This is a genomic window from Streptomyces sp. NPDC048411 (assembly GCF_040704695.1).
Lineage (GTDB): Bacteria > Actinomycetota > Actinomycetes > Streptomycetales > Streptomycetaceae > Streptomyces.
This window is the reverse complement of sequence record NZ_JBEZKL010000034.1, coordinates 1-14,291: the sequence shown is the minus strand read 5'-3', so window position 1 is coordinate 14,291 and position 14,291 is coordinate 1. Positions and strand designations below refer to the sequence as shown.

14 protein-coding genes are annotated in these 14,291 nt (G+C 67.3%); 7 read left to right on the top strand and 7 right to left on the bottom strand.

Features of this window, described 5'->3' with window-relative positions:
* Positions 1 to 4: 4 nt before the first annotated feature.
* Positions 5 to 526, bottom strand: a complete 522-nt coding sequence (locus AB0915_RS14865) for a helix-turn-helix domain-containing protein (RefSeq protein WP_366691463.1) — start codon at positions 524 to 526, stop codon at positions 5 to 7.
* Positions 527 to 600: 74 nt separating this feature from the next.
* Between AB0915_RS14865 and AB0915_RS14860 the strand changes: the two genes are divergently transcribed.
* Positions 601 to 1,245: a dihydrofolate reductase family protein gene (locus AB0915_RS14860; protein WP_366691462.1), complete on the top strand. Its 645-nt coding sequence runs from the start codon at positions 601 to 603 to the stop codon at positions 1,243 to 1,245.
* A gap of 216 nt (positions 1,246 to 1,461) precedes the next feature.
* On the opposite strand, the gene AB0915_RS14855 is transcribed toward AB0915_RS14860, so the two are convergent.
* Positions 1,462 to 2,706: a protein kinase gene (locus AB0915_RS14855; RefSeq protein WP_366691461.1), complete on the bottom strand. Its 1,245-nt coding sequence runs from the start codon at positions 2,704 to 2,706 to the stop codon at positions 1,462 to 1,464.
* Between the two features lie 733 nt (positions 2,707 to 3,439).
* Here AB0915_RS14855 and AB0915_RS14850 point away from each other — a divergent pair.
* Positions 3,440 to 4,222, top strand: a complete 783-nt coding sequence (locus tag AB0915_RS14850) for a polysaccharide deacetylase family protein (protein WP_366691460.1) — start codon at positions 3,440 to 3,442, stop codon at positions 4,220 to 4,222.
* A 56-nt stretch (positions 4,223 to 4,278) separates the two neighbouring features.
* Positions 4,279 to 4,797 (top strand): PIN domain-containing protein, encoded by a 519-nt coding sequence (locus AB0915_RS14845; RefSeq protein ID WP_366691459.1) that lies wholly within the window; start codon positions 4,279 to 4,281, stop codon positions 4,795 to 4,797.
* A 367-nt stretch (positions 4,798 to 5,164) separates the two neighbouring features.
* Here AB0915_RS14845 and AB0915_RS14840 read toward each other — a convergent pair whose 3' ends face one another.
* Positions 5,165 to 5,827, bottom strand: coding sequence for a response regulator transcription factor (locus AB0915_RS14840; RefSeq protein ID WP_366691458.1), 663 nt, complete (start codon positions 5,825 to 5,827; stop codon positions 5,165 to 5,167).
* The gene (locus AB0915_RS14835; RefSeq protein WP_366691457.1) at positions 5,824 to 6,951 is read right to left on the bottom strand and encodes a histidine kinase; all 1,128 of its coding nucleotides are present in this window, start codon (positions 6,949 to 6,951) and stop codon (positions 5,824 to 5,826) included. Before AB0915_RS14835 ends, AB0915_RS14840 begins: the two co-directional genes overlap by 4 nt.
* Positions 6,952 to 7,094: 143 nt before the next feature.
* On the opposite strand from AB0915_RS14835, the gene AB0915_RS14830 reads away from it, so the two are divergent.
* The 4 genes from AB0915_RS14830 (at position 7,095) to AB0915_RS14815 (ending at position 11,283) form a co-directional block, all read left to right on the top strand.
* Positions 7,095 to 7,397 carry a hypothetical protein gene (locus AB0915_RS14830; protein ID WP_366691456.1) on the top strand — a complete coding sequence of 101 codons (303 nt, stop codon included), beginning with the start codon at positions 7,095 to 7,097 and terminating at the stop codon, positions 7,395 to 7,397.
* A gap of 29 nt (positions 7,398 to 7,426) precedes the next feature.
* Positions 7,427 to 9,604 carry an MMPL family transporter gene (locus tag AB0915_RS14825; RefSeq protein WP_366691455.1) on the top strand — a complete coding sequence of 726 codons (2,178 nt, stop codon included), beginning with the start codon at positions 7,427 to 7,429 and terminating at the stop codon, positions 9,602 to 9,604.
* A 487-nt stretch (positions 9,605 to 10,091) separates the two neighbouring features.
* On the top strand, positions 10,092 to 10,592 hold the full coding sequence (locus AB0915_RS14820) for a YfbM family protein (RefSeq protein ID WP_366691454.1): 501 nt from the start codon (positions 10,092 to 10,094) through the stop codon (positions 10,590 to 10,592).
* 253 nt (positions 10,593 to 10,845) lie between these two features.
* Positions 10,846 to 11,283 carry a hypothetical protein gene (locus AB0915_RS14815; RefSeq protein ID WP_366691453.1) on the top strand — a complete coding sequence of 146 codons (438 nt, stop codon included), beginning with the start codon at positions 10,846 to 10,848 and terminating at the stop codon, positions 11,281 to 11,283.
* A 211-nt stretch (positions 11,284 to 11,494) separates the two neighbouring features.
* On the opposite strand, the gene AB0915_RS14810 is transcribed toward AB0915_RS14815, so the two are convergent.
* The 3 genes from AB0915_RS14810 to AB0915_RS14800 all read right to left on the bottom strand — a co-directional run bounded on the left by AB0915_RS14810 (position 11,495) and on the right by AB0915_RS14800 (position 13,403).
* Positions 11,495 to 11,809 carry a hypothetical protein gene (locus tag AB0915_RS14810; RefSeq protein ID WP_366691452.1) on the bottom strand — a complete coding sequence of 105 codons (315 nt, stop codon included), beginning with the start codon at positions 11,807 to 11,809 and terminating at the stop codon, positions 11,495 to 11,497.
* A gap of 688 nt (positions 11,810 to 12,497) precedes the next feature.
* Complete coding sequence (locus AB0915_RS14805; protein ID WP_366691451.1) at positions 12,498 to 12,836, bottom strand: hypothetical protein; 339 nt, start codon at positions 12,834 to 12,836, stop codon at positions 12,498 to 12,500.
* A 153-nt stretch (positions 12,837 to 12,989) separates the two neighbouring features.
* Positions 12,990 to 13,403 (bottom strand): Imm10 family immunity protein, encoded by a 414-nt coding sequence (locus AB0915_RS14800; protein WP_366691450.1) that lies wholly within the window; start codon positions 13,401 to 13,403, stop codon positions 12,990 to 12,992.
* Positions 13,404 to 14,291: the final 888 nt, after the last annotated feature.

The window sequence follows — 14,291 nt, the reverse complement described above, 5'->3', positions numbered from 1 at the left end:
GCATTCAGCTTGTGGAAGCGGCGCGTTCGTAGGCCAGGGTGAGTTCGGCGAGGACGCCGTCGGCGGGTTGAGGACGGCCTTCGAGGTGCATGGCGCGGAGCTCGTCCATGAATCGCTCCCCCATCTCGGGGCCGCCGCGAGCGAGAAGTTGGGCACGGATCGACAGCTCGGGCGATGTCGGGAGCCATCGGGAGCCCCAGGCACCCAGTTGCGTCAAGAGGGGAACGAGTTCGATCGCTGCCTCGGTGAGCCGGTATTCGATCTTCTGTCGGTGACTTGGGTCATCGTGCCGAGTGAGCAGGCCGACGTTCACGAGCTTCGACAGACGGGCGGCAAGGATGTTCGACGCGATGCCCTCGATCGAATGCGTGAGCAGCTCGCGGAAGTGCCGGTGGCCGCCAAACATGACATCCCGCAGCACGACCAGACTCCATCGGTCGCCCAGCAGCTCGACGGTCAAGTTGATCGGGCAGCCCGATTTCCCCTCCGGCACGGGCAGGCGATCGGTCCGTACTGGTTGCGGCATACCCATAGGGTAGTAGTGTGCCACCGGTTGCAGATTGCAATCGGAAGTTGCTGTCAGCTCCTGAAGGAGGATGCATGTCGCAGCTGTTGAGGGTGCAGTGCTTCACCGTGTCGCGGGACGGGTTCGGTGCCGGTGAGGGGCAGAGCCTGGACCGGCCCTTCGGCCACGCGGACCCCGCCCCCCTTTTCTCCTGGGCGGGCGCTACCGCCAGCTGGGTGAACCGCACCGACCCCGGCGGCACTCGCGGCCTGGACGACTACCTGACCCGCGACCACGCCCGCGGCATGGGAGCGGAGATCATGGGGCGTAACAAATTCGGCCCCCAGCGTGGCCCCTGGGAGAACCATGAGTGGCAGGGATGGTGGGGAGACAACCCGCCGTTCCACGCGCCGGTCTTCGTGCTCACCCATCACGAACGCCCGTCCTTCACCCTGGCTGACACCACCTTCCATTTCATCGATGCGACACCGGCCGAGGCACTGGCACGCGCGAAGCAGGCCGCCAATGGTCGGGATGTGCGCCTCGGCGGCGGAGTCACCACCATCCGCGAGTTCCTCGAGGCCGACCTGGTCGACACGATGCACATCGCCGTCGCGCCCGTCGACATCGGTCGAGGCGAACGGCTGTGGGAGAGCCACACCGACCTGCTCGACCGCTTCCACCTCGAGTCGGTGCCGAGCCCCAGCGGAATCACTCACCTCCTGTTCTGGAGACGATGACCACTGGCCCGCAGGGGCGCCCGCACATGGTTCACGCAGCGGTCCGGGTTCCGAGGCGCCGTTTGCTCGGTCGCCCTCCGGCCGGTGAAGCGCACCCCTGTGAAGGTCGGGACAACGAGGAAGCCCCCTGCCGACCGTTGTTCGCCGCCCTGAAGGGCACGTAGTGGTGCGCCCCCTGGACCGCCTTGTGAAGCCGGTTCCGGGCGGATCCTCGCGTCAGTCCTTGTGGTGGTGCCCCTTGCTGCCCTTGCTGCCCTTGTCTCCTTCTTCTTCGGTCTGGCCTTCGTCGATTCCGTTTTCCGCCCCCTGCCCGTCTTCTTCGGACGCGGACGTCTCGGGTGACGGGAAGGCTGGTGGGGTGGGTTCTGCGGTGATGCCGGGGCCGGTTGGCGGATCGGTGGCGGAGTTGTCGTCGGGTGAGGCCAACGCCTTCCCGATGAGTACGGCTGCGCAGAAAGCGACGGTCCCGGCGATCGCGCTTGCCACCCGTGGGCGGCGTCGCATGAACGCTCGGGTGCTCGGACGCTGCGCAGGCGCTGCGTTGTGTCGAGACGCCGGCCGCCGGGCTTCGGTCGGCTGCAGTGTGGGGGTCGTCATGGACCCAGGTACCGGATCGTTCCACTGCGCTGGTGAGGGGAGGGGCTGGGGGTGTCCTTGCCAGGATTCCTGGCGGAACCAGTCGGCGACCTGCGCGGCCGTCGGCCGGTCCTCGGGCTGCTTGGCGAGCAGCCCCGACAGGTACGTCTCGAAGGCGCCAGGCACGTCGACGCCGAGCTGCCGCAGAGGCACGGGGGTCGCGTCGACGTGCTGGAACAGCGTGCCGGTCGCGGTGTCGGACTGGAACGGGGTTCGGCCGGCGAGCAGTTGATAGAGGACGCAGCCGAGCGAGTACATGTCGGAAGCGGGCCCTGCGGGCTTGCCCAGCGCGCGTTCGGGGGCGAGATAGAGGCTGGTGCCCACTATCTGGCCGGCTGTAGTGAGTGCTGCGGTGGGATCGTCGACGAACCGGGCTATGCCGAAGTCGCCGATCTTGATCGTCCCTCTGCCGTCCACCAGCAGATTGCCGGGCTTGATGTCTCGGTGGACGATGCCCTCACGATGTGCCGCGGCGAGACCCGTGGCTGCCTGCGCGGCGATGTCGGCCACCCGCTCCGGGCTCAGTGCCGTCTCGGAGCCCAACGCGTGCGCCAGGCTGACCCCCTCGACCAGTTCCATGACGAGATAGAAGCGGTCTTCCCAGGCCCCGAAGTCGAACACGGTGACCACGTGAGGGTGGCTGAGCCGGGCCGCGGTCTGGGCCTCCAGACGGAAGCGGGCGGCGGCCGACGGATCGGCTTCGCTTCCCAGCAGCAGCTTGACGGCGACAGGGCGGCCCAGTACCTCGTCCGTGGCCCGCCAGACCTCCCCCATGCCACCGCGGCCGATGGGCGTCTCCAGCCGGTACCGATCTGCCACCAGCACCTGCACACCAACCTCGATCCAGTCCTGCCTTCAACCTGACGGCTGCGGAATGCACTTCACCGGCGCAGACGTGAAACGGAGGCCGCAAACCGCATCAGGTTAACGGTTGGTGCCCTGCCCCAGCGGCAGAAGGCGGCGCGCAGGCCTGACGGGTCACGTTCGTGATCGCGCGGGGCACGAACGACGCGGGACGCTCCCGGAACCCCGCAGGCAATGCTGATCTGTCAGCACTCGAACCTGGAGCGGCAGAGGGAAGCGGCCGACGGGATCGACGCCCGCGTCCAGGCCGAGCGGGAAAAGGCCGGCCACGTGCCCGACGATCAGCCGTCGGGCACGCAACGGGCACGGGACGCTTGAACTGGTGCAGACAACAAAGAAGGCCCTGGCCGATGGCCTGGGGCTTTCTTATGGAGCGGGTGACGAGAATCGAACTCGCGCTCTGAGCTTGGGAATCACGCCGACCGAGTAGGACAGCCATCGCCCTTGCTTCGCGAGCCATTCGACGGAGCGTGTGTGCCTCCGCCGGAATCCGTGCGGACCCGCGTCCGCCGCACTCACCGGTAGCTTGTCTTGTCGAGGCCGTCGCGCCCCCGCACCTGTCGCGGAACTCCTGCGTTTGTCGCCGGCCCCCTGCAGATTCGTCCGTGATCGGTAACCGAGGGATCGTCTAGGGGCGTTCGTATGTCTTCATGGGTGCACGGCATCGGCGGAGACAGCAAAGGGGCGGGCGGACATGGCAAGGCATAAGGGAAGGGGATGGAACGGCCGGCTTCTCGCGGCGGCGCTCGGGGTGACAGTGGTGGCCGCCGCCACCTCGGTGTGGACCGCGCAGGCCGACACCGCCGGAGGGCGGCAGCCGCAAGCGCGTGTCTCAGCGCCGGACGCCCGGCCCCAGGACCGGACCGTGGCCAAGGTGGCGGCGGACATCGCGCACGCCTCGGATCGCGGCGCCCGGGGCGTCAACATCACCATCGACGACGGACCGGACCCGGTCTGGACGCCGCAGGTGTTGCAACTGCTGAAGGACAGCGGTGTGAAGGCTACGTTCTGCATGGTGGGTACGCAGGCCCAGGCGCACCCTGACCTGGTCAAGGCGGTCGTGGCAGACGGGCACCGACTGTGCAACCACACTGTCTCGCACGACACCACCATGGACACCCGGTCCGAGGCCTACCAGTCCCAGCAGATCCTGGATGCCGAACGCATGATCACCAAGGCGTCCGGGGGCGTCCGGCCGCAGTATTACAGGGCCCCGGGTGGTGCTTTCACCCCGTACAGCCGACAGCTCGCCGCGTCCCGGGGGATGCGACCGTTGGGCTGGAACGTCGACACCAAAGACTTCGAGCGTCCCGGTGTGGACAGCATGGTCGCCACCGTCAAGAGCGAGATCTCCAACGGGCCGACCGTCCTCTTCCACGACGCGGGAGGGGACCGCTCTCAGACCTTGGCCGCTCTGCGCGAGATCCTGCCCTGGCTGAAGCAGCAGGGGTACTCCTTCGGCTTCCCCGTGCGGTGAGTGAGGCTCTCCCGCACCGACATCAAGACCCGCCCCCCCGGCACCGGCAGACAGGCATGAACAAGTTGGTCATCGCAACTTCCGACCAGTCCCAGGTGATCAGGAACTGCTGGACGGCCACGTTCTGCACACCGCAGGCCCGCGGGGGAAGGCGTTCGGCGGAATCGGCTGCCGCGGTTGCCCAAGCTGTCCGACGTTTCTTCGCCGACTGCGAGATTGAGGCGGCGGTCTATGGGCACCTTGTGGATGAGATGCCGGGCGATGACCCCGACGACCGACACCATGCAGCAACAGCGGTGGCTGCCGGGGCCGACGCGTTGATCACGTGGAACCTTGCAGACTTCCCTGCCGGTGAATTGGCTGAGCGTGGAGTGCGGGTGATCGACCCGGATTCGTACCTGTGCGGGCTGTACCGGGAGTTGCCGCATGAGGTAGCGGAGACAGTGGTCAGACTTAGCGGAGAGAAGTGCAACCCGCCAGTCACCATCGCCGATGCCATCGCTCGACTCGCGAAGGCCGGCTTACCCGGCTTCGCCGACCTCCTGACGGGGCACATCGGGCGCCGAATGACGTGATGTGGTGGCAGGTGGTGCGAAGCTGGCGCGCGGCGCCTGAATTCGTCCGGGCAACGACAAAGCCCCAGGCTGCTGACCTGGGGCTTGCTATGGAGCGGGTGACGAGAATCGAACTCGCGCTCTGAGCTTGGGAATCACCGCCGCTCTGGCCGCCAATATGGCCTCTGACCTGCGGACAAGCCCCTCCGCTGGGCCTGTCGAGAGGTTCCGCCCGCACCCGTGGTGACCGCTGTTCGCCGCTCCGAAGGGCACGGATGGGGCACGGTCGGCGAAGCTCCCGGCCTGAGGGTGGCTCCAGCCGGGCAAGCTGCCGGCGTTGCTCGTCACGACCACGCCGCAGTCGGAAGGTGGCTGCGGCCCGGGGGTATCAGGAGTTGCGCGGGACGACCAGGCCGGATTCATAGGCGAGTACCACGAGTTGGGCTCGGTCGCGGGCGTGGAGTTTCGTCATCGCCCGGTTGATGTGGGTTTTCACGGTCATCGGGCTGATCACCATGTGGTCGGCGATCTCGGCGTTGGACAGGCCCCGCGCGACGAAGGCGACGGCCTCGCGTTCGCGGCCGGTCAGATCTTCGAGCCCCGCCTCGGCACCGGTGTCGAGCGGCTGGGACACGTACCTGTCGATCAGCTTGCGGGTGATCGAGGGTGCGAGCAGGGAATCGCCGCGCGCGGCCACGCGGACGGCGTGCAGGAAGTCGTCCGGGACGATGTCCTTGACGAGGAATCCCGCGGCGCCGGTGCGCAGCGCGTCGAAGACGTACTCGTCCATGCCGTAGTTGGTCAGGATGACGACGTGCACCCCGGCCAGGGCCGGGTCCGCGGCGATGCGCCGGGTCGCCTCGATGCCGTCGACGACCGGCATCTGGATGTCGATGAGCGCGATGTCCGGCAGGTGTTCCCTGGCGAGCTCCAGGCCCTCCTTGCCGTCGGCGGCCTCGGCCACCACCTCGATGTCGTCCTCGAGGTCGAGGAGTGCGCGGAATCCGCTGCGGATGAGCGGCTGGTCGTCGACCAGCAGGACTCGGATCACGACGTTCGCTCCACGGGGAGTTCGGCCCAGACGGTGAAGCCACCCTCGCTGCGTGGTCCGGCGCGCAGGAGGCCGCCGAGGGCGGTGACGCGTTCGCGCATGCCGAGCAGCCCGACGCCGGGCACGGGGGTGGCACCCGGCGTGGCCTTGCCGTCGTCGTCGATGCGTAGCGCGAGGGCGTCGGGCCGGTAGTCGATCCGGACCGATGCCGTAGTGGCGGCGGCGTGCCGGACGATGTTGGTCAACGACTCCTGAACGATCCGGTAGGCGGTCCGGCCCACCGCGGCCGGCACGTCGTGCCGCTGCCCCTCGATCGTCAGCGTCGCCTCCAGACCGGTCCTGCCGGCCCGCTCCACCAGTTCCGGTACGTCGGCGAGCCCGCGTGGCGGGGCCGTGTCGTCGTCGCGCAGCGCCTCCAGGGTCGCGCGCAGCTCCCGACTCGCCTCACGTCCGGCCTCCTGGATCGCCAGCAGCGCCTCCGGCACGTTCTCGCCGCGTCTGCGGGCCACGTGGACGGCGACTTCGGACTGCACCTTGATGACGGAGATCTGGTGGGTGAGCGAGTCGTGCAGTTCCCGGGCGATGTGCAGCCGTTCCTCGTCGGCACGGCGCCGCGCGGTCTCCTCCCGGGTGCGTTCGGCCTCCTCCGCCCGCTGCTCCGCCTGCCGCAACGCCTCCCCCGCGGCGAAGGCGGCGATGAGCCAGGCGATCTCCAGGGTGCCGCGGGCCTGCACCGACACCTCGCCCACGGGCCCGTCGCGGACGACCAGTGCCGTGAGCTGGAGGGCCACCAGCAGGGTCAGGGACGCCGTCACCGCCACGGCACGGCACCCGGCCCGCACCGCGCCGTACACCGCGACCAGGTATGCGACGGTGAGCACGTCGAACCCGGCCGCCTGGTAGCCCACCGCGCACAGCCCGGTGACGGCCAGGACGACAACCGGAGCCCTGCGGCGCGCGGCCAGCGCCAGGCCGCCGACCGCCAGCAGCGCGTAGCCGAGCGGGTCGGGCCCCGTGCCAAGGTGCTCCCCGGACCACCCGTCGCCCAGCATCAGCGCCGCCACGCCCACGGCGATCACCCAGTCCCCGACACCAGCCGGTACACCGAACCGTCGTATGCCCATGCGGGCACCCTAGCCAGATGTCGCCACGGGCGAGTCCGGCTCGTGGATGACCGACCGCCTACCGCGTCCGCGGTACCCGCGCGGCTCCTGCCGCGTCCGCGGTAGCCGCGTACGCCACCGGCGGCAGCGCGAAGTGCGTCCGTGTGCGGGACGACTGGCGGCAGGTCCGGCGGACAGGATCGGGCGACATCCAGGAGCAGGAGTCGTACGAGGAGAAGGAGCACCTCATGTCCGTCCGTCACGTGCTTGCCGCACCTGCGGCCGCGCACGCTTCGGTCCAGCCGCTCGCCGCCGATGCCTATGCCCTGACCACCGGGCGACTCGTGGGCACCGTGGCCGCACTGGTGGCGCCGGCCGGCGTGGTCATCGGCCGGCCGACCCCGACCCGTTCCCGCCGCACCGGCCGACCGGCCGACCGCACCGTCCACTTGTGCGCGTCCGCGTGAGAGAGGGACAGGGATCTGAGGAGACGATGATGGCAACCGAGACTGCCCCCACGAGCGGGGCTCTGGCGGGACTGGGCCGCTTCTGTTTCCGGCGCCGCCGCCTGGTCCTCCTGATCTGGATCATCGGTGTGATCGCCGTGGCGTTCGCCGGATTCGGCTACGGCGCCGCCCCCGACAACGACTTCTCCGGAGGAGACTCGCAGTCGGCCAAGGCGCAGCAGCTGATGGAGAAGCACTTCCCCAAGGAGCAAGGGGACAGGCTGACTCTCGCGATCAAAACCGAAAAGGGGATCGACGATCCTGCCGCCAAGCAGAAGATCGAGAAGGCCGTCGCCGATCTCGCCGACTCGCCCGTGACCGGACCGGTGACTTCGCCGTATCAGGACAAGAGCCTGGTGACGAAGGACCGTCGCATCGCCCGTACGACCATCCCGCTGAGCGACAGGGGGGTGGAGAAGAGCGAGGTGAAGCCGTTGGTGGACATGGTCAAGGACGCCTCCGGCGACGGCGTCACGCTCGCGCTGGGCGGGTACATGGCGGAAAAGGCCGAGACGCCCCCGCAGGGCCCGGCCGAGAGCGTGGGCCTCCTGGCAGCAGCCGTGATCCTGTTCATCGCGTTCGGATCACTGGTGGCGATGGGCCTGCCGATCGCGACCGCCCTCCTGGCCATTGTGGGCGGTCTCGCCCTGATGAAGGTCGTGGGGCACCTGGTTCCCGCGCCGAACTTCGCTCTGACTTTCGGCGCGATGATCGGGCTCGGCGTCGGCATCGATTACGCGCTGTTCATCGTGACCCGCTACAAGGACGGCCTCGGGGACGGTGACGACCCCGAGAGCGCCACGGTCAAGGCCATCGCCACCGCGGGTCACGCGGTGCTGTTCGCCGGCACGACCGTGGTGATCGCGCTGATGGGCCTGCTCGTCATGGGTCAGCGGCTGATGACCGGGTTGGCCGTCGCCACGTCGATCACGGTGCTGGTCACGATGATCGCCGCCCTGACGCTGCTGCCCGCGTTCCTGGGCTTCACCGGACACAAGATCAACTCGCTGCGCCTGCCTCGCCGTGCGTCCCGCCGGAACCGGCCCGCCGGCGCACCGTCCCGGAAGCGCCGTACGCTCGCCGAGCGTTGGGCCGGTGCGGTGCAGCGCAGTCCGCTGGTCGCCGCGCTCCTCGCCGGCGGGACCCTGCTGGTGCTGGCCGTCCCCACGCTGTCGATGCGGCTGAGCCAGCCCGACGCCAGCGTCCAGCCTCGCGACCGGAGCAGCCACGTCTCGTACGAGATCCTCTCCGAGGGCTTCGGCCCGGGCTACGGCGCACCCCTGGTCTTCGTCGCCGGGGCCGACTCCGAGGACGCCGATCTCGCTCCCGTCGTCGAAGCGGTCGGCAGGACCGAGGGCATCGCCCATGCCACACCGCCCCGGGTCAGTGAGGACGGGAAGGCCGTCACCTTCCTCGCTTTCCCCACGACCGGGTACCAGGACGAGGCGACCACGGACCTGGTGCACAAGCTCCGCGACGACGTGCTGCCCGGGACACCCGGCGGCGAACAGGTCCTCGTCGGCGGACCGAACGCCGGCACCATCGACACCGCCGAGGAGTCCGGTTCGCGCCTGCCCCTGATGATCGTGGTCGTCGTCGCGATGTCCATGGTGCTGCTGATCGCGTTGGTCCGGTCGGTCACGATCGCCCTGCAGGCCGCCGTGATGAACCTGCTGTCGATCGGCGCCGCCTACGGTGTGCTGGTGGCGGTCGTGCAGTGGGGATGGCTCGGCACGGCCCTCGGGTTCCCCGCCGCCATGCCCGTCACGACCTGGGTGCCGATGATGATGTTCCCGGTCCTGTTCGGCCTGTCGATGGACTACCAGGTCTTCCTGATCTCGCGGGTCCGTGAGGAGTACGAGCGGACCGGCGACACCCGCACGGCCGTCGCGACAGGGCTGGCGCGGACCGCCAAGGTGATCACGACCGCGGCCGCCATCATGATCGCCGTCTTCACCACCTCGCTGCTCGGCCCCGATGTCGCCGTCAAGCAGGGAGGTCTGGGCATGGCCGTCGCCGTGCTCATCGACGCCACCATCGTCCGGATGATCTTCGTCCCCGCGGTGATGGAACTGTGCGGCAAGGCCAACTGGTGGATGCCCGGACGCCGGGCACCGAAGACGACCTCGACCGCACCGGCCGGGGCCGGGGAAGAGGCCAAAGTCTGACCCCTTCTCAATTCGCAGTGCGGGGATCCCCTGGAGGGCTCCTTGGGTGAGGCCCCGGAGAGTGGACAACGACGAAGGCCCAGGTCTTTGACCTGGGCCTTCGTTCAAGAGCGGGTGACGAGAATCGAACTCGCGCTCTGAGCTTGGGAATCACCGGCACTTGCACGGTGATTTGGTGGCTGACCTGCAAGAATGTCCCTTTGATTGCCATGGCTGCCGTCCCTCGCTGAGCCGCCGTTGACCGTGACCGACCGTGCGTTCTGGTGCGAGACTGGTGCGCCCGGGTCCTGAGACAGGCGCAAGATGTCCAACCGTGTTGGTGGTGTGGTCGAGGTCGTTCATCGCCGTACACCTGCGTACTACCCGGGCCGCCGAAGCACGTGGCTCGGAGTGTGGACCCCCGTGAACGGCCTTGGGCGTGGATGAATGAGACGGAAACTGAGACGGCCCGGCGAGCGATGTCAGTCGTGGTGTCTAGCATCCGGCCATGAGCATGATCGGTGAGTACTTCCGTGTGACGGCGGCCGAGCTGGAACGCGCGATTCAGGATTCGGACTGGGCGCTCGATTACATCGAGGAGTCGCGTGACGTTGAAGAGGAGGCCAAGCTTTCGCGAGTCGAGGCCCGCCACTTCTCGACGTACAAGGCGTGGCACCTGCTGGACTTCCTGCTGCAACGCTCCGGGTTCCCCGTCAGTGTCATCCACGGGGAAGAGCCTCTCGGCGAGGCCGACGATTGGGGATACGGTCCACCGCACTACCTGCCCGCGGACCGGGTTCGCCTAGCAGCCGAAGAACTGAGCTGCCTGACGTACGACCAACTCCTAGATGGAGTCGAACCGCACGAATTGGTGGCTGCGGAGATCTACCCGCTGGGTTGGGAGGATCGGTCCTCGCTGGAGTGGGGCGGAGACTGGTTCGTCGGCCTGGCGCAGTACTTCGCTGCCGCAGCTCAGGCGGGGCATGCGGTCATCGTCTGGCTGGACTGACTCTGGGCCCGGTGAGCGCCGGGAGCGGTCTTGAAAACCGTCGTGGCAGCGATGTCACCGTGGGTTCAAATCCCACACCCACCGCAGATGAACGGCCCCTGACCAGGTGAATCGGTCGGGGGCCGTCCGTGTGCTCAGGCACCGTGACGCACCGGCATTCCCCGTGGTTACCCGCTCGATCGGGCACGCGTGGGGCACGGCGCCGGTCGACCCGCTAGGTGAGCCGATTACTGCATCGAGCATGATGTCCGGCATGCTGCTGACCTTCGGTCCCGACCGCCAGACTCGCGAGTTCACGTGCGACTGCTGCAACGCCCCCATTGAGCGGGCGTGGGACTTCATCTACGCCGACGGTGCTCCTCACGCCGTGTACTTCGCGAACTGCTATCACCACACCGACCGAGACCACGACGCGTGGATAGACGTGATCTTCGGTACGTGGGGCGATGGGCCGGACAAGTGGAACGATCACGTTGCCTTCGCCTGCCGCGTCGGTTCCGTCGTTGGCCAAACCGAGCCCGCCTCCACGCTGGTGACCGCTGGACTCGCCCACCCCGATGGTCCCCTTTTCGGGCTCAAGCTCGATCGTGAAGCCGCCCTGCAGCACCCCCGACTGAGCGAGTTCTGGCAGGTCTCGGACTTCATCCTGGAGAACGACCCACTGGTGCGTGGGCACGTCTACGGTCGCTAGGCGAATCAGGGTCGGTGAAGTCTCAAACTGAACCATGGGGCGTCGTCCATCGAGCTTAGGATGACGCCCGCGCGGGACAGGTTTTGAGATCCGGCCTCATCCTTATCAGGTCGGTCCGTGGGCGTCGCGCACCACGGCCAATCCTGGCCGGTGATGGGTCCACGTGCCGCGTGAGTCCGGCGGGATTCGCCGGTAACCGGCAGTGTTGGTGTCAGCCGCTGATGTCATCGCCAGATGGCTCTCTTGACACGCCTTGTGTCGCCTCGACTTCCTCGTCCTCGTCGCCACCCATGGCGTCGAGCAAACGCTGCCGTGCCTGCTCCAGACGACCGGCGTAGTCGGGCATGAAGATCTCAACGAGCGACTTCTCCAGGGTGCCGGAGATCGTGTAAATGCCTGACCAGACGGCGCGGTCCGGGACGATCGCATCGAGCTTGTCCGACTTCATCATCACTTCGTAGAGCCAGTCCGACAGCACGAACGCTTGGTCGTGCGTGAGCTTGATGACCACCGGTTCCTCATCCACGCGGTCAAGGTACGCGACGGTCGAGCGGGGCTATGCGGTGCTGGCGCTTTGGGCTTCGGAGCACCAGTTTGGAAGACGCCGTATGCGGATGGCGGCTGACCTGGCAACTCCCTGACCTGGGCCGGAGCGTGCCTGGCGCCGCTACTCCCCGTGAGTCCCCGCTACGTCCTGCCGGAACGGGCACGCAACGGGCACGAGGCGCCGATAGTGTCAGCGAGTGATCAATATGCAAGTACGTGGCGACTCCGGGGCCATCGTGGCCAGTGTCCGGGGCGGGGTGGAATGGACGGATGCCTTCGCCGCCCTCGACCCGGCTGCCTTCCCGATACTCTCGGCCTTGATCCCTTACGGAGACGCGATGTTCAATCATCGGCAGGTCCCGTTGCTCCTCACCGAACTCGATCGGCTTCCGGACGCCTGCGGCGGGGCCTGGGTCGTACAGGCCCGCGAGCTGTGTCAGGTTGTCCTGAACGGATCACACCGGTATCTCTGGTTTCTCGGCGATTGAAGCAATCTTGAAAACCGTCGTGGCAGCGATGTCACCGTGGGTTCAAATCCCACACCCACCGCAGGTGAACGGCCCCTGACCAGGAACATCGGTCGGGGGCCTTCGTCATGCACGGTCTCTGTTGGTGACCGTGATTCACCGTGAGTCCCCGGTCTATCGGGCACGGATGGGGCACGAGCTTCAGTCGCCCTGGAAGCACAGGTAGCTGCCCGGAGTGCCGGCGCACTGCTCCAGCAACGTTGCAAGGTCGTCCAACGCGGCGAGCTGACGTTTATCGGTGCATCGTTGCCGTAGATCGGGGATCTCGCCGAGCGCAGCGGCGGACTCCTGCTCGTTCATCAGAGCATCTCCGTACGGGTCTACGGCGGTTAGCCTCCCCGGCACTCCAAGCAGCCGGAGGGAGCCGAGCGCATCGGCCAACGCGTCGCCGTGCCCGTACGAACTCTGCAGCAGCGTCGCTCGGGACTTGCGCCAGTTACGCGTCGGCCGTGCTGAGTGCAGTTCCACGTCGATCCCCACGTGCTCATGATGCCTGCTGCAGAGGCTCAGCATCTGATCCGTAGCTCTACAGAGATCGGTCGGGGAGGGGCATACGGGTTGCGCTTCGGCCTCAAGGGGACGCTACGGGTTGGGGCCGGTTGCTGTGGTTGCTGTACTCCGCTGCTGTACTCGCTACAACTTGATCAGCCCTGGGCGGGCATCGGGGCGCCCGTACGCCAGGATGCGCGGTAGCACGTCACGCATCCGTGCCACGTCCGCGGCCGGCGCTCGAAGCAGGGCCTCGACGACAGGATCGGTCAGGCCAAGGGCGTCCAAAGCCGAAGGGTCCAACGTCACCCGCAGCACATCGCCTTCTAGCTCTACCTCGCGTACACAGCCGTAGGCGGTGCCCTGGTCGGGCGTGACCAGACAGTGCGTGTCCATGCCCAGGGACACTTCCTGAGTATCGGGCTCGTCGAAGTCACACATGAACAACAGGGAGAACGCCTCCTCGTCGTCCGACTCGGCCGCACCCGCCATCACGCAGTCATCCTGATCCGGATCGTCGAGCCCGCAAGCAATCCGCGCCGTAAACCTGTACGTCATGCAGGTGTTCTAACACTCGGGGCTGACAGTCGCGATCATGTCCCGGGTGAGGTCGAGGGCACGTAAACGACCTAGTCGAGGCAACGGGCGGTGCACCCCGTTGGTCGGGGGCACCGCCCGCGATGGCTGCGAACTTGGAGCTGCGGCCTCATCCTTATCAGGTCGATCCAAGGGCCTCATCGACCACGCTCAGCCCACCTCGTTCCTCTGCTGGCCATGCGTTGAGGTTCGGCGTTGATCGGCGCTGTTCACACCTGTTGGTGTCAGACGCTGATGTCAGACATCAGATATCGGGCGGGCCACTGCTCGCATAGAGATCAGGACGATGATCACCGTGATCAGCCGCGTTGACGCGTCCAAGACAGCCGTGATGGCTTCCTGACCTACAACGCAGCAAGCGATAGCGGCCGCGATGATCAATCGGGGGTTGTCAGTGAACTGTGCGACAGTTTGATTGATGCCAGCGGTTCGAGTTGAGACGCTGGTATCCAGGTGCTGGGAGGGCATGCTTCTCCTGCGCTTCGGGGAGCGCCCGTCTCTCGCCAAAGTGGTCGGGCGCTCCCGGTCGTTTTCTCCGGACAGTCCCATGTTGGCGTACGGCACCGACAAACAAGACGCCCGATAGTGCTGGGCGCGGCAAGTCGCAGCAAATCCCCTGCTAACAAGGCGGTTTCACGTGGAACAGCCCAGTCTCGGCGCTTAAGTAACTTCTTGAGACCCCTCGCGCACACACCACCCCCCCAGCCCACAACTCTCCCCAGCTCCCATCCCGTCCGCCTTCGACCCACACACCGTGGAGCGGGCGTGGTTCAGGGCGTCAAGGTGGAGCGCGCCACTGTACGAACGACCTTGACGCCCTGGGCCGCGACTGCTCGGCTCTGCCTGGGT